General features: G+C 46.2%; 14 protein-coding genes. 8 read left to right on the top strand and 6 right to left on the bottom strand.

The window, feature by feature from the left end; translation table 11 throughout:
* Positions 1-55: 55 nt before the first annotated feature.
* Genes K6V21_RS08840 through K6V21_RS08830 form a run of 3 tightly spaced genes read right to left on the bottom strand, consistent with a single transcriptional unit; the run spans position 56 to position 4984 of the window.
* The gene (locus tag K6V21_RS08840; RefSeq protein ID WP_224321525.1) at positions 56-2848 is read right to left on the bottom strand and encodes a two-component regulator propeller domain-containing protein; all 2793 of its coding nucleotides are present in this window, start codon (positions 2846-2848) and stop codon (positions 56-58) included.
* 54 nt (positions 2849-2902) lie between these two features.
* Positions 2903-3592 carry an SGNH/GDSL hydrolase family protein gene (locus K6V21_RS08835; RefSeq protein WP_224321524.1) on the bottom strand — a complete coding sequence of 230 codons (690 nt, stop codon included), beginning with the start codon at positions 3590-3592 and terminating at the stop codon, positions 2903-2905.
* A gap of 57 nt (positions 3593-3649) precedes the next feature.
* Positions 3650-4984, bottom strand: coding sequence for an MATE family efflux transporter (locus tag K6V21_RS08830; RefSeq protein WP_224321523.1), 1335 nt, complete (start codon positions 4982-4984; stop codon positions 3650-3652).
* 124 nt (positions 4985-5108) lie between these two features.
* Here K6V21_RS08830 and K6V21_RS08825 point away from each other — a divergent pair, with 124 nt between their 5' ends.
* The gene (locus K6V21_RS08825; RefSeq protein WP_224321522.1) at positions 5109-6038 is read left to right on the top strand and encodes a DUF5106 domain-containing protein; all 930 of its coding nucleotides are present in this window, start codon (positions 5109-5111) and stop codon (positions 6036-6038) included.
* A gap of 90 nt (positions 6039-6128) precedes the next feature.
* Here the strand turns inward: K6V21_RS08825 and K6V21_RS08820 are convergent, their stop codons facing one another.
* Genes K6V21_RS08820 through K6V21_RS08810 form a run of 3 tightly spaced genes read right to left on the bottom strand, consistent with a single transcriptional unit; the run spans position 6129 to position 11854 of the window.
* Positions 6129-7493, bottom strand: a complete 1365-nt coding sequence (locus tag K6V21_RS08820) for an efflux transporter outer membrane subunit (RefSeq protein ID WP_195538163.1) — start codon at positions 7491-7493, stop codon at positions 6129-6131.
* Positions 7490-10693, bottom strand: coding sequence for an efflux RND transporter permease subunit (locus K6V21_RS08815; RefSeq protein WP_217713553.1), 3204 nt, complete (start codon positions 10691-10693; stop codon positions 7490-7492). Before K6V21_RS08815 ends, K6V21_RS08820 begins: the two co-directional genes overlap by 4 nt.
* A gap of 3 nt (positions 10694-10696) precedes the next feature.
* Positions 10697-11854, bottom strand: a complete 1158-nt coding sequence (locus K6V21_RS08810) for an efflux RND transporter periplasmic adaptor subunit (protein WP_217713552.1) — start codon at positions 11852-11854, stop codon at positions 10697-10699.
* A gap of 172 nt (positions 11855-12026) precedes the next feature.
* Between K6V21_RS08810 and K6V21_RS08805 the strand changes: the two genes are divergently transcribed.
* The 7 genes from K6V21_RS08805 to K6V21_RS08775 all read left to right on the top strand — a co-directional run bounded on the left by K6V21_RS08805 (position 12027) and on the right by K6V21_RS08775 (position 21802).
* Positions 12027-12863 (top strand): helix-turn-helix domain-containing protein, encoded by an 837-nt coding sequence (locus tag K6V21_RS08805; protein WP_224321521.1) that lies wholly within the window; start codon positions 12027-12029, stop codon positions 12861-12863.
* A gap of 127 nt (positions 12864-12990) precedes the next feature.
* Positions 12991-14187: a DNA-binding transcriptional regulator gene (locus K6V21_RS08800; protein ID WP_195538159.1), complete on the top strand. Its 1197-nt coding sequence runs from the start codon at positions 12991-12993 to the stop codon at positions 14185-14187.
* A gap of 54 nt (positions 14188-14241) precedes the next feature.
* On the top strand, positions 14242-17397 hold the full coding sequence (locus K6V21_RS08795) for a SusC/RagA family TonB-linked outer membrane protein (RefSeq protein WP_217713550.1): 3156 nt from the start codon (positions 14242-14244) through the stop codon (positions 17395-17397).
* A gap of 13 nt (positions 17398-17410) precedes the next feature.
* Positions 17411-19000, top strand: coding sequence for a SusD/RagB family nutrient-binding outer membrane lipoprotein (locus K6V21_RS08790; RefSeq protein WP_224321520.1), 1590 nt, complete (start codon positions 17411-17413; stop codon positions 18998-19000).
* A 30-nt stretch (positions 19001-19030) separates the two neighbouring features.
* On the top strand, positions 19031-19384 hold the full coding sequence (locus K6V21_RS08785; RefSeq protein WP_007212120.1) for a PKD-like domain-containing protein: 354 nt from the start codon (positions 19031-19033) through the stop codon (positions 19382-19384).
* Positions 19385-19400: 16 nt separating this feature from the next.
* Positions 19401-20438, top strand: coding sequence for a glycoside hydrolase family 18 protein (locus K6V21_RS08780; protein ID WP_224321519.1), 1038 nt, complete (start codon positions 19401-19403; stop codon positions 20436-20438).
* A gap of 242 nt (positions 20439-20680) precedes the next feature.
* Entirely contained in the window at positions 20681-21802 is a 1122-nt protein-coding gene (locus K6V21_RS08775; protein ID WP_195538155.1) for an acyltransferase family protein, read from the top strand.
* The last annotated feature ends 4 nt before the right edge of the window (positions 21803-21806 follow it).

The following is a 21806-nucleotide window of genomic DNA, read 5'->3' as shown; positions in this document are numbered from 1 at the left end:
AGAAGCGTCTCAATTTATTATATGAGACGCAGGAAGAGAGAAAAACTATTTTATTTTACTTTTGAGTATCCTCCAGGCTCTTGATATATTCACTCGGAGTAATGCCATTTACTTTCTTAAAATAACGGAAGAAAGAAGTTCGCGAGCTAAACCCGCACAACTCCATCAAAGCATTCAATGTGTATCTTGTGTGTTCACCCTTACTCACCAGAGATTTAAACTCGGCAATACGGTAATCATTGATATAGTCATAATAATTTCGCTTCAGGTATTGATTAAACAAATAAGACAAAGTATAAGAAGGAACTCCAATGATCGAAGCCAAATCCGCAATCTTTAGTTCAGGATTAGTATACGGCTTCTCTTCCCGCATTACTTTCTTCAGTTTTTCCGTCAGACGCTTACATTCTTCTTCGGAGAAATTACTGGTTTTGTATTTTTCCTCCATTGATAAATCAGCGTCCTCCATCCCCTTACCGGATATCCGGAGTTCTTCAGGTACACGCAAAAAACGGGCAGTTTCCTTATTCTGTAACTTCCTTTTCCACAAATAATAAGCTGCTAAAGCCGCCAGTATGATTACCGCCAAAGTAATTCCATAGCCATACCAGTTTACGGATATCTGCATATGAATACGCAGGCATGTTTCGGACTTAGGATTCCCCATACGCCGAACCTTAAAAAGGTAATTACCCGAAGACAAATCATAATAAGTGACTTCAGATTTTCCTGTCAGAACCCGCCAATCTTTATCCACTCCTTCCATCTGATATTCATAAGCCATATAAGCAGGATCGGTAAAGGTAAATCCGGAAAAGTAAATAGTTACATTATTCTGCGAAGCATCCAATGACAACTCTCTTACCCCATCTTTAAAGGTCAGACCTGCCCCGGACACTTCCTGCCCATTCACATGAACAGCAGAGATGACTGTTTTATAATCCAACTTGTTCTCTTCATTTTTCCAATCAACCGATAAGCCAATCAGTCCTCTGGCATTCCCAAACCATATCACCCCACTCTCATCTATCACCGGATTACAGGCCAGAAATACCGGTCCCGGTATTCCATCCGCAAAACTATAAGGAATAAAAGTATCTTTCTTATCATACCGGTACAATCCGTTATTCGTTGCTATCCATAGCCACCCTTCCTTATCTTCTATCATGAACATTGCATCTTTCCCTTCCAAAGGGGTATTAGCCTGCATCTTCCGGAAACGGCTCATGGATACATCTGAAATAAAGACATCTCCCTTGTACGGCAAAAAATAAAGTTGATGGTCCGAATCTTCATACATCCCACATATTTTCTCTTTATCCACAAATCCCTCAGGGAAGACACCTGTCTTCATAGAGTCGGAAAGAGGGTCCCATATACAGATGCCATTTTCTGTACATATCCATCCTTTAAGGGTGGAATCAAAGTAGATCACATAGATATTCCCTTCCGGCAAATGCGAATTATCACTGGAAAAATGTTTCGATAACTTCCCGTCCTTATAACGGTAAACCCCATTGGATGTCCCTATCCATAAATTATTATCCTTGTCGGCAGTAATACAAAATATATGACCGTTCACAAAAGGCATTGGTCTTCCCGGCTCAAAATCGTCTATTTTCTTTGTTTCCCTATCAAACACATACATTCCACCACCGTATGTACCGATGTAGACCTTACCTTGCAAAGCGTAACTACAGGATATAATACTGGAACGTAATTGCGGGGAAGAATACTTGATAGCGTGACCGTTGCGTTCGTCAATGTAGAATAATCCATTGCGGGAACCAATCAGTTTCTCTTCTTTACCGATGAATATGGTGCGAACCGGAATGTCTTTCGAAGTAAAATAAGGAGTACTATAAATAGAAAAGAGTCCGCTCTGATAGACTGTATAGTCCAATCCCAACTGGCATAACCCTACCCATATCAATCCATCACGATCAACAAGAAGCGAATATACGGAATTAGAACGCAGTCCTTTTCCATTTTCAGGATTGTAACCAAACGAACGGATGATCTTATTCTGCTTTGTAGAAATGAAATGCACACCATTTCCATCAGTACCTACATATAATACACCTTTCCCGTCACAAGACAAAGACCTGATAATATTGCACCCCACATCTACATAATGCTGGAATTCGTGTGTACGGATATCAAAACTCAGAATACCATGTTCCATAGTTCCCAAATAGAGTGTGGAGTCTATACGGGTTATATTCCGATAAGAAAACAATGCTTCTTTCTCTGTCAGGTTATTTGCATAATGAACCGGTTTCCTATCTTTCAGATTCATTGAATACAGCCCATTTCTGGTTATGAGCCACAACCGTTCGCCTTCCAGGTGCAGTCCGACAATGAAATTGGCGGAAGAGAAGGAATTGTTTTCCAGCAATACTGTTTCTATTTTTCCATCCTTATATATATGCAACCCAGTTTCGCTACCAATATATAAGGTGTCTTTATCATCCTTCACAATGGAGCGAACTCCGTTTCTTATCACATCAGGAGCAACGCGATCCACTCTATCCTGACCTATCTGCCAAAATCCTCCATCAGTTCCTACCCATAACTGATTTCCTGATGTTTCAATAATGGCATTTACCCACTTCCATCTTTCACTGGATGCATATATCGGATAATGTTTCAAATGTACCCCATCAAAACGTTCTACCGAAGTAGCCGTTCCCATCCAGACATATCCACAGGAGTCTTTGTAAAGGGTACTGATTACCAAATCTGAAAGTCCTTCTGTACCGGACACTCCGCGGAATATATAAGATTGAGAGTAAACAGGAATACAAAACATCAACAGTAGAATGTAGTTTATTATTCTATCTCTCATGGTTACTAACTTATGGTTACTGATTTTGGCACCGGATAATTCTCATCTCATACCCTAATCTTGCTTTCCGATTTTATCCCAAACCTGTTCGCAAATGCTCTTCATTCCTTTTATGGAGGGATGCCCCCACTGTTTGTCAATATCACGCAGGCGGATATTGGTTACTCCGTAATGGCGGCAGATTTCATCCATAGAAGTGGTTACATCTTCCGACAGTTCGGTGTTCGTGATATTATAGATTCGGGTATCCGGATAGCGCTTAGTCAGATAGTCCATCAGTCGGCAGAAGGCAGGACGGAAGCTGTAAAGATCGGCTTTAGTCCAATCTGCATACTGGTAGCTGCCGACAGGGGCTTTCGCCCAACTGTCGTTCGTACCGCCAAAGACCAGGAGAACATCAGGATTACCCAGGTTGTCCATACGCGTTACGAAGGAACGATCCGAGTAATCCGCTTTCTCATAACCGGTGTGGCAAACGGTTGAACCGGAATAGGAATTATTACGCTCCATCTGATAACCGTGCTCATTGATAAGAAGATACCACCAGGTATCCTCCACCCGCTTCACATCATTCTCTCTCTTTTCTTCCGGTACGCCATACCAACAGAGGTTGGTGTCGGGAGTGACATAACCGTAATATGTAGAATAAGAGTCTCCAAGGATGGAGAGTTTCTTTTGGGCAAAAGAAACTGAAACCGAAGTGAAGAGAATCGCTACAAATAATAAGAAAGAGTTGCGTTTCATGATAAATGTATTTTTTGTATGCAAATGTATTGAAAATAATTCATAGGTACAGCCATACTAAACTTTCTTTCTGCACAACACAATAAGGATTGTTGTAGTAATATCTCCTGCCGCCACAGCAAGCCAGATGCCCGTCACTCCCAACCATGCAGGAAGTACGAAGAAGAACAAGACCGGCAATATGCCACGCAGCAACGTAAGCCTCATTGCCAAGTTAATACGTTCAATACTGGTATAATACCCTATTGTGATTACATTTATCCCGAAAAAAATGTAATCGATAGCAAACAGGGGCAGACCGGCAACCGCATACTGCCAGGCATGACTTGTCCGGTCCGGCAAGAACAGAGAAACGATATCACCGGAGAAACAGACAAACACTCCACTAATCACCAAAGCAAACACAACGGCGGAAATAATGCATAAACGCAACGCTTTATTGGAGCGCAATAACTGTCCGCAACCATAATTGTAACTGACAATGGGTTGTGCCGACTGAACCATAGCGTTAAACACCATGAAAATAATAGGGAACAGATAGCAGACAATGCTATAAGCCGCTACCCCATCCGTTCCGAGATGGCTCATAAACACATAATTGCCTGCAATAGCCATGACAGCAATCGTTATTTCACTCAAACAGGATGAAACACCCAGTTTCAGCATATACCATGTATTCCTCAGTGTCAGGCGGATGCTCTTGATACTCATCTTCAACCTGGCAAACCGAACCGATACGGAGGGACGAAGCAGATAACCCAAGAGTAAAAGTGTCCCCACCAATTCTCCCAAATCAGTGGCGATAGCAGCACCGAACAATCCCCACTCAAAAATAAAGATAAAGATATAATCGAGCAAGATATTGACAACAGTAGCCGCCAGCATAGCCCACATGGCAAAGTTAGGATTCGTCAGGCGTACAAAGAACGGCAATGCCACCAGTAAGACCGTGGACGGAATGGATATGGAGAACCAAAACAGATATTCCGCTGACAATTCCGTCAGATGCCCTTCGGCTCCTAATAAGGTTACTACAGTTTCGGGGAACACTGTCAATAGTATTCCCATAATGATACTGACAATCGTCAGCATGACGATTGACTGCGTGACATTGATATTAGCGACCACCAATTTGCCACGAGACAGATTAATGGAAGCAAGAATTCCTCCACCCATACCGAACATCAGTCCCAACCCGGCCGCTATCATAAAAATAGGCGCCGCAATATTCACCGCGGCAATGGCATCACTACCTATTCCGCGTCCTACAAATATCCCGTCGACAACAGTGAACAATGCGGATGACACCATACCCAGCAACGTGGGAAAGAGTTGTTTTGTAAACAACTTACTCACACTCATGTTTTTGAAGTCCAAATTATCCCTTTGCATATCTCATTGTTTTTAAAAAAGCGGGGCAAAGGTAGGCTTCATAAATTTGCTGATACTTAACAAATGGTAATTAAAACATTTGCATTATCTTTGTCTCTCAATACATTATATAAGTAGTTGAATTATGAAAACTTCTCTCAACATTTTCCTCCTATTCCTGATCCTGTGTGCCTCATGCGGCAGCCGGAAAGCGAACGACAACAAGGAAACGGCAGTCCAGGCAGACACCGTAAAAAAATTCACGCTCCCCCTTATACCAGCCATGCTGAACACTCCCGAATTGCGTGCGGACTATCTGGTACGGCACTATTGGGACAATATGGATTTTACCGATACCACTTATATCAACCTTCCGGATGTTACGGAACAAGCATGGGTGGACTTTATAGATATCCTGAAGATAGTGCCGGACACTACTGCGATAGCTGCCATAAAGCAAATGTATAAGATGGCAGATCAGAAGAAAGTCGTATTCTTCTATTATACGGACTTAGCAGAAAAATATCTGTATGATCCGAATTCTCCGATGCGGAATGAAGAATTTTACATTCCGGTACTGGACGCCATGCTGGAAAGTAAAGTATTGAATGATACGGAGAAAATACTTCCGCAAGGACGCCGGGAACTGGCTGAACAGAATCGTATCGGAAGGCCGGCAGAAGATTTCACCTATACACTGCTGTCCGGAAAAAGCGGTACGCTCTACGGAGTGAAAGCAAAATATACGCTGCTGTTTATCAACAATCCGGGATGTCATGCTTGTGAAGAAGGCATAGAAGCACTGAAACAGGCGCCTGCCATCAACAAGGAGTTTGCAGCAGGAAGTCTAAAGATACTGGCTATTTATCCGGATGAAGATAAGGAAGAATGGGAAAGACACCTACCGGATTTCCCCAAAGAATGGATAAACGGGTATGATAAAAAACTCATTATAAAGGAAAAAAATCTGTATGACCTGAAAGCGATACCTACCCTGTATCTATTGGATAAAGACAAGAAAGTACTGCTGAAAGATGCAACGGTGGCACAGATTGACCAGTACCTGAATAAGTGATCACTAAAAATATCCCCTCTCACCACTCCACTTCGTGAAGGATAAAAGGGGATGAAGAAACGAGAGAAGAGAGAGTATATGATTTATTCTTTATTCCCTGCCACCACCTAAGGCTTGGTAGAGATTGATAATTCCCTGTATCTCATCGAAGCGGTCGGCTATCTGCGTCAGTTGGGCAGAGAGCAACGATTGCTGGGCGGTAAGTACTTCCAGATAAGTGGAGTTGCCATGTTTCATCAACAATTGCGTGCTTCGGACTGCGGTTTCCAATGAAGTGATTTGTCCGTCGCGCAACTCTGTTTTACCACGGGCCACCTGCACTTGGGTAAGGGCATTATTCACTTCACTCCCAGCATTCAGCAGAGCCTGCTGGAAAGAAAGTTTAGCTTCTTCCTGTTGGGCTTTGGCTATTTTCAACTGTGCCATGTTCAATCCTTTATTAAATAAAGGTTGTGTCAGTGAACCAACTGCGGAGAGTAACAGCTTACCCGGGTTGATAATCATGCTTCCGGCAGAATTTGTCCAACCTGCCGTACCTCCCAAAGTAATGGAAGGATAAAAGGCTGAACGTGCCGCATTGGTACTATAAAAGGCCTGTGCCAGCGAGAGTTCCGCACTCTTCACGTCGGGACGACGGGAGAGTAACTGCAAAGGTACGCCAACAGTAAGTTCTTCCGGGAAACTTTGTCCCTGTAGCTTTCCACGTTCGATGGCGTCGGGCACATCACCCAGTAAAATAGAAAGTGAATTCTCTACTTCACGGATTTGCTGTTTAAGGTCGAGCAAAGAGGCTTCTACCATATAACAGTTTGCTTCGGTCTGGGCTACTCCGGCCTCATCTGTCATACCTGCTGCTTTCATGGCACGCATTGTCTTCACGCTCTCACGCCACTTGGCGGCAGTTTCGGCAGAGACGTTGTATTGTGCATCGAGCATTAATAAGGTATAATACATATTTGCCACATTGGCTATCAACGAAGTAGTGACAGCTTGTTCGTACTCCAGACTCTGAAGGTACAAAGCTTTCGCACGGCGTTTCGCATTGGTCAGTTTACCGAAAATATCAATTTCCCAACTGGCGGATGCTATGCCGCTATACGTCCAGGAACCTTTTGATTTATCAAAGCTACTGACACCTCCCTGCGGAGTCAACATAAAAGAAGGCAGATAGGCCAGGCGGGCGGATGACAGAGTGGCTTCCGCTTCTTTGATACGCCACTGAGCGGACTGCAAGTCGGTATTTCCTTGCAGTGCATGCTCAATGAGAGATTGTAGTTGCGGGTCGGTAAACAACTCGCGCCAGGAGAGAGAGGCAATAGAGGTGGTGTCTTCCACCTCTACATCCTGCCCGTAAAGTCCGTCGGTCTTGACTTCGGGACGTTCATATTTAGTATAGATGCCGCAACTACTCAACAGCAAGGCTGCGACAGCTAAAGTGATGATTTGTTTCTTCATTTTTCTTTTGATTGATGTTCTTCTATTTCTTTCTTACTCACTTCCATATCCTCCTCAATCTGCCAGTCTTTGGTAGGCATGGACTGAGCCGGACGCAGACGTTCCTGCAACCACTGGAAGGTGACAAACAAAGCCGGAACGATGAAAAGCAATGCCAGTGTACCGATGGTCATACCACCTACTACACCTGTACCCAACGAACGGTTACCGTTAGCACCTACTCCGGTAGCTACTACCAGCGGGAACAGACCGAAGATCATGGTAAGTGCCGTCATCAGGATAGGACGAAGACGGGCTTTGGCTGCGCTGACTGCGGAAGCAATCAATCCCATGCCTGCTTTTCGGCGCTCGGCAGCATATTCCGTCAACAGAATGGCTGTCTTGGCAAGCAAACCGATCAACATAATCAAACCTGTTTGCAGATAAATGTTATTCTCCAATCCTGCTATCTTGGCAAACAAGAACGTACCCATCAAGCCTACCGGAACCGCAAGAATAACTGCAAACGGAACGATGAAGCTTTCATAAAGCGCACTCAGAATAAGATAGATCATCAGAATACAGATGCCGAAGATAATTACCGTCGTACCACTCTGCTGGTTCTCTTCACGTGTGATACCACCGAAGTCATAACCGTAACCTTTCGGCAGGCTGATTTCCGCTGTCTCTTTCACGGCACGGATGGCATCACCCGTACTATATCCCTCGGCAGGCATGGCATTCACAGCTATGGAGTTATACATATTGAAGCGACTCAATGTCTCGGCACCATAACTGCGGGTCAGCGTAACGAACTGGCTCAGCGGAGCCATCTCACCGTTTGCCATCCGAACAAAGGTATTGTGCAGTGAAGTCTCATCCATGCGGTATTCCGGACCGGACTGTATCATAACCCTATATACCTTTGAGAAACGGTTGAAGTTGGATACATACTGTCCGCCATAGTAGCCCGAAAGTGTAGAGAGCACTGCATCCGGAGTAATGCCGGCACGCTTACATTTGGCAGCATCGACTTCTACAGTCCACTGCGGATAGCGCACATCGAAAGTAGAATAGGCCATGGAGATTTCGGGACGCTGGTTCAAAGCACCCAGGTATTGCTGGGTAGTCTGGAAGAAGGTATTCACATCCGTGCCCAACTTATCCTGTACATTCAGGTCGAGTGCATTACCCATACCATAACCCGGAATCATACCCGGAGCAATTGCAAAGATCGTGGCATCCTTGATATCTGCCGTGCGGGCATAAATCTGTCCGATGACAGCCTGCACCTGATCTTCTTTCTTTGTACGTTCATCCCAAGGTTTCAGCTTCACTACAATCATACCGAAGGTATTTCCCTGTCCGGAAAGCAAACCGTAGCCGGTTACTTTCTGAATATGAAGTTTCTGCGGAATAGCCTCCAAGCGTTCTTCCACACGAAGCATAACATCATCCGTAGTCTTCAGTGAACTACCCGGAGCCGTGCTTACATTGACGAACAATACACCCTGATCTTCATCAGGCACCAAACTGGTCTTCGTAGAGTTCATCAGGAGTACCAACACTACCACTGAGCAAACCAACAATGACCATGACAACCAGCGACGCTTGATAAAGAATAATACCGCATTCTTATACTTATTCACCACCACATCGAAAGCCGCATTGAACGAATTACGGAAACGGGCGGCAAAATTATTCTTCTGCGTGCCATCTTCATTAATATAAGGTCTCAGCAGCAGAGCGCAAAGAGCCGGGCTCAGCGTCAAAGCGTTAACGGCTGAAATACCTACCGCAACCGCCATCGTCAGACCGAACTGCGTATAGAACGTACCGGACGTACCACTCATAAACGATACAGGAATGAACACCGCCATAAATACCAGTGAAGAGGTGATAACCGCATTACTGATACCTTTCATAGCGTCGATACTTGCCATATAAGAAGACTTATACCCGACATCGAACCTCGACTGTACCGCCTCGACGACGACTATGGCGTCGTCCACCACCGTACCGATCACAAGCACCAATGCAAACAGTGTAATCAGGTTGATACTGAATCCGGCAACGGACATAAAAGCGAAGGTACCTACCAGTGACACGATGATGCCCACCAACGGAATCAATGTGGAACGGATGTCCTGCAAGAATACATATACCACCAAGATAACGAGAATGATAGCCTCAATCAAAGTCTTTACTACTTCATGGATAGAAGCGAACAGGAAGTCATTGGAACTCATCATCTGTGTCAGTTCCACACCTTTCGGCAGGTCTTTACGTACTTCGTCCAGCAGATTGTCAATGTTCTGGTTTACTTCCGTTGCATTGGAGCCGGCTGTCTGGAATACCATACAGGAAACACCATTGTGACCGTCCATACCGCCTTTGTAGGCGTAGCTGTCCTTACCCAGTTCCACATCTGCAATGTCTTTCAACTTCAGCACTTCACCGTCTTCCGTAGAACGGATTACGATTTCACCAAATTCCTCCGGTGTAATCAGACGGCCTTTATACTTCATGGTATATTGATAGGTTTCGTCCGAATTTTCACCGAACGAACCGGTAGCCGATTCTATATTCTGCTCGGCAAGTGCTGCCGTCACGTCAGACGGAATCAGTTTGTACTGTGCCATCACATCAGGCTTCATCCAGACACGCATACTGTAGTCACCACCCATAATCATCATATCGCCCACACCTGCAATACGCAGCAACTGCGGCTTCAGGTTGATACTCATATAGTTAGCAAGGAAGTTTTCATCATACGAATTATCGGGACTATGCAATGAAAACATCTGTAAGATACTGGTCTGGCGTTTCATAGTAGTCACACCTACCTGAGTTACTTCTCCCGGAAGCTGTCCGGTAGCTCTGGATACGCGGTTCTGCACATTAACGGCAGCCATATCCGGGTCGGTTCCCTGTTTGAAATAGACGGTAATGGATACCGAACCGGCATTGGTAGCGGTAGACGTCATATAGGTCATGTCTTCCACACCGTTGATAGCTTCTTCCAACGGAGCGATAACACTCTTCTGCAAAGTTTCCGCGCTGGCACCGTAGTACGTGGTGCTTACCATAACGGTAGGCGGAGCAATATCGGGATATTGTTCGACGGGCAGGGTAAACAACCCGATGATACCCAGAATGACAATCGTTATAGAAATGACCGCCGAAAATACCGGGCGTTCAATAAATGTTCTCAGATTCATGGATTAATCCTCCTTTGTTTGTTGATTAGCGGTTTCTTGTGTTGCAGAGGATGCTGCCTTAGCTTGAATAGGTGTACCTTCGCGCAATAATCCTACGCCTTCAGCCACAATTACATCACCCACATTCAAGCCCTTGTCTACGATATACTCTTTTCCACCATTTACACGGGTCACCTCCACCGGGGCAGACTGCGCTTTACCATCTACTACTTTAAATACGAACACTTTATCCTGCACTTCATAAGTAGCCGCTTGCGGAACAACGATACAGTTCCGTTTTTGAACAGGAACCACTACATTGCCGGCTCCCCCACTCTGTAACAATCCTTCTTTATTCGGGAATACGGCACGCAGACTGACAGTTCCGGTAGAAGTATCGATAACCCCACTGATTGTTTCAATCTTACCTTGCGAAGGATAGGTGGATTTATCATTCAAAATCAGTCCAATAGCAGGCATTTCCTCCAATGCTTTACTCCTGGAACCGTAGCGGCGCGTCATATCCAGCAACTGGTTTTCTGTCATCGAGAAGTAAACGTACATATCGGAATTATCAGAAACCGTAGTCAACGGTTTAGGCAGGCTGGCACTAACCAAAGCGCCCACACGATAGGGTAGAGTGCCTACAACACCGTCGGCAGGACTTTTCACTTCCGTATAAGAAAGGTTATTGGCGGCACTTACACGTTGCGCTTCCGTCTGCGCCAATTGCGCTTTCGCCGTCAGCAGGTTATTATAAGATGTCTGCAAATCGAACTCGGAAATCACGTTCTGGGCAAACAATTCTTTTTTACTGTCATACGTCAGTTGAGCCGTAGCTACACTTGCACGCGCCGCTTCCACATTGGCTTCCGCAGTCTGCAAAGCCGCACGGTAAGGCACTTGGTCAATAATAAACAAGACTTGTCCTTTGCGGACTGCCTGACCTTCTTCCACACAGAGTTTAGTCAGGAAACCTGATACCTGCGGGTAAATGTCAATGTCTTGTCTTCCCCGGATACTCGCTGAATAGGTCGTTTGCAATTCCTTGTCGGATGTCGTGATTCTCATCACCTCATACTCAGAACTGGTCTGCACGGTAGGAGCCTGTCCGCATGCTACCAATGTTACTCCACAAATGAATGTCATCATTTGTCTAATCAATCTCTTCTTTGTTGTCATACTACAATCTTTTTAAAAACATCTTTTGTTATGTCGGCGGCAAAGGTATGCCGTTTTTGAACAACAACTTGTTTCATTTGTCGCACTCCTTTGTTCATTTTCGGAACGGTTTGCTTAACATTCCAAAAAGAACTTCTACCTTTGTTCCAACAAAACTTTAAAAAGATAAAGTATGAATCCATTATTAACTACGAAAGCAGAAACCTTCAGATCCGGGAGCGATAACCTGGAGTTTTACCACAACCGACTCGTCAAATTAACGAATGGAGTCCTTTTATTCTGTTCCGGCGGAGAAGCGGAAATCACCATAGATCTGGAGAAGCATCACATTATACCGAATACGAACATTATGTTATTGCCCGGCTCTATTCTTTCGCTCAGATCGGCCAGCCCGGACTTCCAAATACACTATTTCGCTTATTCGGGCGAGATGATGAAGGTCGCCTGTTTCCGACTGGACCCGGCATTCATCCATTTCATGAAAGAAAACTCCTGTTATACACATACCAGACTCGAAACAATACGCCCCATCCTGAGAATGATAGAGGCAAGCGCCGCCATCTATGCCGACAAGGAAAACCAGTTCCGCGAAAGTATTGCCCAGAACCTGCTTCAGATATTCTTTCTGGATACTTATGATAAGGTGCAGCGATACTTCACCAAAGAGCAATTGGAAGGAGGGAACCGGAAAGGACAACTGTTCAAAAAGTTCATTCACCTGGTACACACCAATTGTACCGCACAACGGGATGTAGCCTTTTATGCCGAGCAACTTTGTATTTCTACACGTTACCTTTCCGCTATTACTAAAGAGGTAGGTCAGATTTCCGCTAAAGAAATCATTGATGAGTTCCTCACATTGGAAATCAAAGTCGCCCTACAATCCACCAACCTCTCACTGAAAGAGATAGCCGACCGGTATAATTTTCCCGACCAGTCGTTCTTCGGACGGTACTTCAAGAAGCATACGGGGATGTCACCGAAAGAATACAGAGCTAAAAGAATATGATAGATAGGAGACAATTGTATTGACGCAAATCAACAACAAATAAACGCATACTGACGCATATCAACAAACGCAAACGGCTTAAATTTGCAGCGAACAATTAAAAAGCGAACCGCAAATTTAATACCGTATGCTGAAAGTACTGCTATTATCCGATTTTACCAGCGCGTACAGCCGCCTTTTATTAAAAGGTTTCCTGCGATATTCCATGGAAGTGGGCAACTGGCGCTTTTATCGAATTCCATTGAGCCGTGAAGACTTCAATGACGAAAAAGCAATCGAAACAGTCATTGATATTGCTCAGCGTTGGGGAGCGGATGCCATCATGGGACAGCTGTCCGAAGTAAATACCGAACGGCTGCGCTCCATAGGCATCCCTGTCATCCTGCAAAACTACACCAACCGTGTGGACGGCATATCCAATATTACCGGTGATTACTACGGCACCGGTGAAATGGCCGCCAACTACTTCTTGCGGAAAGGTTACACTAATTTTGCTTTCTACGGCACCAGTGATACAATCTGGTCACGCGAACGTGAAGAGGGTTTCTGTACCCGCCTTGCCGAAGTAGGGCAGCATGCCTATATCTATAATGAAGAGAGCAATATCCGGTATGGCTCTACTTCCGACCAGCAGACCCTCCAAGCCTGGTTGCAGCAACTCCCCCATCCCACAGCCTTGTTTGCCTGCGACGACGTATTCGCCTTACGCATAACCGAAGTCTGCGGTATCAGCAACATTCAAGTCCCCCAGAATCTGGCTGTTTTGGGAGTGGATAATGACGAAATACTCTGCAATATGTCCGACCCTCCCCTTTCTTCCATCATGCTGGATGTAAAGAATGGCGGATATCAGGCAGCCAAACTGCTGCACAGCATTGTGAAAGATAGACAACTGCCGCAATTCAATATCGTTATCAATCCCATCCGTATTGAACGCAGAAAGTCAACAGAAGGATACTCGGTAAGCGACAAACTGATCCTTGATGCCCTGAAACTTATTGAGGCGGAGAACAACGGACTTATCAGCATCACAGAAATACTGAACCGCCTTTGTGTTTCACGCCGTGTACTGGAAAAACATTTCCGTAAGGAAGTCGGCATTTCCATTTACCAATATATACTGGATTACCGCACTTCCTGTTTCGCCGAGAAACTGTTAACCTCAGACCTGCCCATCATGGATATAGCCTTTGAACTGGGTTATGAAGATTACATCAATCTTACCAAATCCTTTAAACGAATCTATCAGATGACTCCAACCCAATATAGGAATTACTATAAGTACGGGAAAACAACCACTATTATTAACCCTAATAACCAATGAGAAACAGTGAGAAATTTTATTCTTTTACCTAACTCGTCAGGAAAGAACACTTCAATGCGAAGTATCTTCCTCATTGTATGTATGTGCTGTAGCTTGATTACTCTGGCTCAAAGCAATTTCAAGGTATCCGGTATCGTTATCGGAGTAGACAAAGAACCCATTATCGGGGCTACTATTCAAGACAAAAGCAACCAGACAGGTGTCATTACCGATGTAGAAGGACGCTTTACCATCAATGCTTCTTCGCGCAACGCCGTGTTACGCGTCGGCTATATCGGAATGAAATCAGAAGAAATCAAAGTAGAAGGACGTTCCCAAATCACCATCATCCTTCAGGAAGAAGCCGTGAAGATAGACGAAGTGGTAGTGACCGCCCTCGGCATCAAGCGTGAAGCCAAAGCTTTAGGTTACGCCGTATCTTCCGTAAACAATGACGCACTGACAGCCGGTAACGAGCAGAATGTAATGTCTGCCATCTCGGGTAAAGTAGCCGGTGTGGATATCTCTTCCACAACAGCAGGCCCTTCCGGTTCCACACGCGTCATTATCCGCGGTAATTCCCAGCTGACAGGTTCCAACCAGCCCCTATATGTCATCGACGGTATGCCGGTGGACAATACGGAACTGGAAGGTGCAGGCAAATGGGGTGGTTACGATTATGGTGACGTATTGTCCTCCCTCAACCCGGATGATATTGAAAACATTTCTATCCTGAAAGGCCCGTCCGCTTCCGCACTTTATGGCTCCAGAGCTTCCAACGGTGTTGTCCTCATCACCACTAAGTCCGCCCAGAAGAAAAAGGGTATAGGTGTGGAGTTCTCATCCAACCTGAGCATTGTTAAATTGCTGACCGGCTTCGACGATTACCAGCGCGTCTACGGTCAGGGCCGCGACGGACGTCCCTCTATGTCCGGTCAGTCGGCATCGACCACTTCACAAGTGGCTTGGGGTGGAAAGTTAGATCCCAACATGGATGTACATATCTATAATGATGAGATACGGAAGTATAGTAATGTGAACAACAACATCCTGAGTTTCTTCGATACCGGTATCACTACCACCAATGCCGTTGCCTTCAGCAAGACCAATGACTTGTCGGCTTTCCGTGTATCCGTATCTGATATGCGCAACTGGGATATCGTGCCCGAATCGGAACTGAGCCGTACCAGTGTCTCCTTTAAAGGAAACACCCAGCTTTCCAAACGCCTGACCGTAGAAGCACAGGCCACTTACAGTTACGAATCCGTGCAGAACCGTCCCGCCTTGTCCGACAGTCCGAGTAATCTTGGTAATGCCCTGATAGGTATCGCACCGAGTTTTGACCAGAAATGGTTATCCAGTAACTACAAGGACGAAACCGGACGTTACAATGACTGGAACGGTGACAAATACCGCATCAACCCCTACTGGGTAATCAATGAAATGAGCAATAAGTCCAAGCGCGACCGCCTCATCGGACAGGGACGCCTCTACTATGCATTCACCGATTATCTGAAAGCCAGCTTCAAAGCCGGTCTGGACTCCTACACCTTCCGCTTCACCGATTTCACTCCGATGTATACCCCCGGATTTACCGATGGAATGATGAAGGAAATGACCAACAACGTGATGCAGTACAACTTCGAGATGATGCTTCGTTTCCAAAAGCGTTTCGGTGATTTCGATGTATCGGCTTTCGTCGGCGGCAATGTGATGCGCTATGAGTACGAATCCATGATCCAGACCGGACAAACGCAGGTAATCCCCGATTTACAGGACATCACCAACTATTCCAGCATAGAAACCGAACATGCCCTGGTGCGTAAAGCCGTGCGCTCCCTGTTCGGACAGGTCAGCCTGGGTTACAAAGAGTTTGCATACCTCGATGCAACGTTCCGTAATGACGTGTCGTCCACTCTAAGTCCCAAGAACCGTTCTTATTTCTATCCTTCGGTTTCGGGAAGCTTGATATTCTCCAACCTCTTTGAGCACAAAGAATGGTTCACCTTCGGTAAGTTGCGTGCTTCATGGGCTAAAGTAGGTGGTGACACAAGCCCCTATCAGCTTCAATTGGAATACGGCCTGAAACCTTATACCAATAAAGGAACTTCCTTGGGCTACATCACTTCCGGTTCCGTGCCTAATGCCAACCTGAAACCGACCTCGACTTACTCTTTCGAATTAGGTATGGATGTGCGTTTCCTGGATAACCGCCTGGGACTGGACTTTACTTATTACCAGCAGATAACCAAAGACCAGATCCTGTCATTGCCGGTTTCACAATCTACCGGATACAGCCGTGCCATGATCAATGCCGGTGAAATTTCCAACAAAGGTATCGAAGCTTCCCTGTCACTCGTACCGGTGAAAACCAAAAATTTCACCTGGGATGCCAATATCAACTTCGCCAAGAACTATAATGAAGTAGTGAAACTGCACGAAGACGTGAAAGACTTTGAACTGGCAGCCGCCCGCTGGGCCAACGCCTTCATCTACGCAAGCGAAGGACAACCTTACGGTGTCATCGTAGGTAAGAAACTGAACCGTACAGAAGCCGGCGAAGTGATTTATGAAAACGGTCTGCCTACTTTCGACGATAAAGTATCCGTGTTAGGGAACGGCAACTACGACTTCACTTTAGGTTTCCGCAATGCTTTCTCTTACAAGAACTTATCTATGAGTGTACTGGTAGATATGAAATTCGGTGCGGACGTTTATTCCATGAGTAAGATGCAGTCGCACGTAAACGGTACTTCCAAAGAAACCCTGGAAGGACGCGAAGGCTGGTACGCCTCCGAACAAGCCCGCCTGTCGGCCAACGTGGATGCCAAAGACTGGACACCGACCGGAGGTTATGTAGGTAAGGGAGTAAAAGCCGTAACCGATGCCGACGGTAACGTAAGCTATGTGCCCAACGATGTGTACGTAGATCCCGCCAAATACTGGCAGGCCTTGCAGAACTCTTCCCCCGAACCGTTCATCTGCGACAACTCTTTCGTGAAACTGCGTGAAGTATCACTCTCTTACTCATGCCCCAAGAAGTGGTTCGTACATACTCCTATTGAGTCCGTCACCCTCTCGGCTTACGGTCGCAACCTGCTGCTGATCTATTCAAAAGTAGACAACATCGACCCTGAATCTTCTTACAACAACGGTAACGGACAGGGCTTCGAGTATGGCTCATTACCTTCACGCCGCACCTTCGGCTTCGGCATCAATGTCAAATTCTAAAATGCATACCAACATGAAAAATATAAAATGGAGTTCCTTATTTATCGGCCTCATCTGCCTGTGCAGCTGTGTAGACCTGACTGAACTGAACGAGAATCCGACCAAGGCAACCAGCATATCCCCGCATCTGCTGATTCCGACCATACAATTGACTCATTCGCAATACATGCAGAACACCATCCGCTACTTTATCTATCCGGGGGCATTCGTCAACCACTGGATTGGTGGCTGGAGTATGCAGGAGTACGGCGGAAAAGCCAAAAAGAACATTGCCTACATGGAACGCCTCTGGGTAGCCTATTATCCCGATATCATTAAGAATGCAGTCGCACTGGTCAGCCAGACCGCCGACAATCCGGAAGAAATCAATCTGAATGCCATCGGACGCATCCTGAAAGTAGAGGCTTTCCTTAAACTGACGGATTATTACGGTGATATTCCGTACTTTGAAGCCGGAAAGATATACAATGAAAACATCGTGAAACCCCGATACGACAAGCAAGAAGATATCTACATGGATTTCCTGAGCGAACTCCGCGCCGCTTCCGCCCAACTGGACGCATCGGCTATGGCTCCGCAGAACGACCTTTACTTCAATGGCGACATCGAGAAATGGAGACGGTTTGCCAATTCCTTATGGCTGCGCATCTCCATGCGCCTGCTGAAAGTCAACCCCACACTTGCCCAGCAAGAAGCCAAAGCAGCTTATGAGGCAGGAGTAATGACTTCTAACAGCGATATCTGTTATGTGGCTCACGAATCGAGCAGGCTGGACGAAGGTCCGGGCAACGGATTTGCCAACCAGATGCTGGAAGATCCTACTTACAGCAACTACCGCATGACCAACGAATTGCTGGAAGCGCTGACTTCCACCAACGACCCGCGCACTCTCTACATCGGAGGCGCCTACTATACCGACAGCAAACGCACGGATATCACGTCCATTGTTTACGAAAAGACCGGTTCGTACCAAGGAGTGCCGGCACAAGATTTCATCTACAATGCCTGGGCACCGGCTCTTACCATCAATATCGATGGAAAAGATGTAAGTGTAGCACACCACTACCAGAAGATGCAACCCTCTAAACTGCTGACTGATCCGGCATCTCCTTATATGCACCTGACTTATGCCGAAACAGAATTCTACCTGGCCGAAGCCGCTGCCCGCCATTGGAATGTATCTTCCGAAAGTGCCAAGGAACACTATAAGAAAGGTCTGGTAGCCGCCATCAAGCAATGGAGCCTGTTTGGCGCCAATGTACCCGACGACGCCACACTGGAAGCCCTCTCCGAAGAACAGTCTTCACTGCTGGATGCAGGCGACACCGAGGCGCTGGAAGAGATCAACAAACAACTGTGGCTGCTCTATATCCTCGACCCGATTGAAGCCTGGTCTAACATCCGGCGCAGCGGTATGCCGAGCAAGTACACTAAGTTCTACAACCTGGCTCCCACAGAAAACGAATCGGACGGCAAACGCCCCAACCGCATGATGTATCCGCTGGAAGAACAGATTAAGAACAAGGAAAATCTGGAAGAAGCACTCAGCCGCATGGGAGGAACAGACAGCTGGACCAGTCGTGTATGGTGGGATAAAGAATAAGTTTACACAATTAAAAAGAACGGATAAATTATGAAAACCAAGTATATTTTTCTAATATTGTGCTTCCTGGGCATCGCCATGGGAAGTTGTAAAGACGACTCGGCAAGCAACCCGACCTTTGCCGATGATGAACTCTATATCTATACCGACATGTTGGAAAGTGTATCAGCCATAGCAGGCACCCTCACGGAATTCCCTATCCTGGTTTCTCCGGCAGACGGCAGCGTGTCCGTCAAGTGGTTGCTGGACGGTGAAGTGATCGGAACCGCCCCTACACTGAGCTACACATTCACCCAGACCGGAAGTTTCAAGCTGCGCTTTGAAGCGGTACGAAACGGAACCACTAATTTCAGAGAATTCACTTTAGTAGTAACAGCACCTTAAAAACATACGGATACCTATGAAATATCTGACTCTATGGGCACTTCTCTGCATCCTCTTCGGATGCGGAGGAACCTTCCAGGAAGAACCACCCAAGAAACCATCCAAGGTTATCTTCGGATACCTGCAATATGAACAACTTCCCGAATACCAGATTCCCTGGGATCAATTGACTCACCTGAGCATCGCCTTCGGACGCGCCACAGAAGAAGGTGGCCTGGCTGATGCCGCCAACATCGAAAAGCTTTTGCCCATCTTCCGCGAAGGGCAAAAGAAAGGGGTGAAAGTTCTGTTATCCGCAGGTGGAGGCGGCAACAAAGCCATTATGGCGGGTGTACTGCTTAATGATACTTACCGCAACCGCTTCAAAAAGGAACTGTTGAAAGCTGTGGAAGACTGGGAATTCGACGGTCTTGACATCGACTACGAACACTGGGCAGGCGGTCCGGAAGGCTACGGAGAAGGCGACAAGGAAAAAGTAGCTCTCCTTGAAAACTTCTACAAAGAACTGAGGGCGGAACTTCCCAAAGGCAAACTGCTGACTGCCGCCGTGAGTGCCGACTATCCGGAATGGAACGGAGGCTGGGGAAACTATAACGTATATACCAACTCAATGTTTGAATATCTGGACCTGGTCAATATCATGGTGTACGACTTCACCGGTGGTTGGAAATCATCGAAAGTGGCTCAGCACGCCAGCATGGAACACTTCCGCATGGCAGCCAAACGTTGGAGTGAAATCCGCGGAGTACCCAAAGAGAAGATTATCCTCGGAGTGCCTTTCTACGGTGTACACTTCGTATCCGATGAAACCCCGGTAGGGGCTACACACATGCCGTACAAGGAGATTCTAAAGAATTATCCCAACGAACAGGCCACGGAGAAGGACGAAATCGGACTACTCTTCTACAACGGCAAACCAACCATGCGTGCCAAAGCCGGGTATGTAAATGACAACGGTTACGGAGGTATCATGATATGGGCTATCTCGCACGATTCTCCCAACAAAGAAGAGAGTCTGCTTCAGGTGCTCTATGACGCTTTCACCGAACATTAAGCATCCTCTTGCAGAAGCCATATTCCGGAGACCTGTTTCATTAAAGGAAAGGATATGAAGCAATAAAACATCACATGCAAAAGATGGTATCTTTTGCAACGAAAGGTGGCATCTTATGATGTTAAAGATGGCATCTTTTGCTACAAAAGATGCCACCTTTTGCAAGAGTAGAATAAAGCATCCGGGTGTTTTCATTTAATGAAGAGCACCCAAACTATTAATAATCAAAACATTCAGCACTTATGTCGGCCCCAAACAATAGATTACTTGCACTCGATGTAATAAGAGGGATTACCATAGCCGGAATGATACTGGTGAACAACCCCGGTTCCTGGCAGTCTGTCTATGCCCCGTTGCAACACGCACGATGGCATGGATTAACCCCCACAGACTTGGTTTATCCCTTTTTTATGTTTATCATGGGCGTAGCCATCCACTTTTCATTGCGCAAGTTCGATAAACTCAATACCACCGTCAGCCTGAAAATCATCCGCCGGACCGTAGCTCTCTTTGCCGTAGGAATAGCATTGGATTGTTTCTCCAAACTTTGTTACGGCACTTTCTCCTGGGAACATCTGCGTATTCTCGGTGTCATGCAACGGTTGGCATTGGCTTATGCAGGCGGAGCATTCCTGGCAATTCTTATTCCAAAGAAGTATTATCTTGCCACGGCAGGAGGAATTCTGCTGCTATATCTTGTGTTGCTGCAATGTTTCAACGGATATGTACATTCGGCAGACAACCTGATTGCGGTGATTGACGTCAAACTGCTGGGAGCGGGACATTTAATCAAAGAGGCCGCTGAGGGCGGTAGCTTTGCTTTCGAACCCGAAGGGCTGCTGAGTACGATTCCTTGTTGGGCGCATGTACTGTTCGGCACGTTCGTTGGAAGCCTGATTACGGGGATAGCGGAAAATAAGGAACGTATCCGTCAGGTCGCCCTGTTCGGTACGGTTCTGTTGTTCGCCGGTTTCCTGTTACAATATCTCGATCCGATAAACAAGAAACTGTGGACTGCTTCTTACACTTTAATCACTTCCGGAACAGCTTCCCTGCTTCTTGCTTTACTGATAGATATCATTGACGTCAGGCAGAAAAAGCGCTGGTGCCGCTTCTTCGAAGCCTTCGGAGTGAATCCGCTTTTCATGTATGTAGTTGCGTGGATCATCAGCGTACTGTTCGGATTGTCATTCATCCCGTGGGGCGAAGCAACCATCAGTGTCCGGGGAATTATCTACAACCGGACGCTGCAACCCTTGCTGGGAGATTATGCAGGTTCTCTGGTGTACGCCCTGTTCTTCATCGGGGTGATATGGGCATTGGGATACATTCTCTATCGCAAACGTATTTATATAAAACTGTAAAAAG

The organism is Bacteroides cellulosilyticus, assembly GCF_020091405.1.
In the GTDB taxonomy this organism is placed as follows: domain Bacteria; phylum Bacteroidota; class Bacteroidia; order Bacteroidales; family Bacteroidaceae; genus Bacteroides.
The sequence above is the reverse complement of the archived record's forward strand: the minus strand, read 5'-3'. Positions and strand labels throughout refer to the sequence as shown.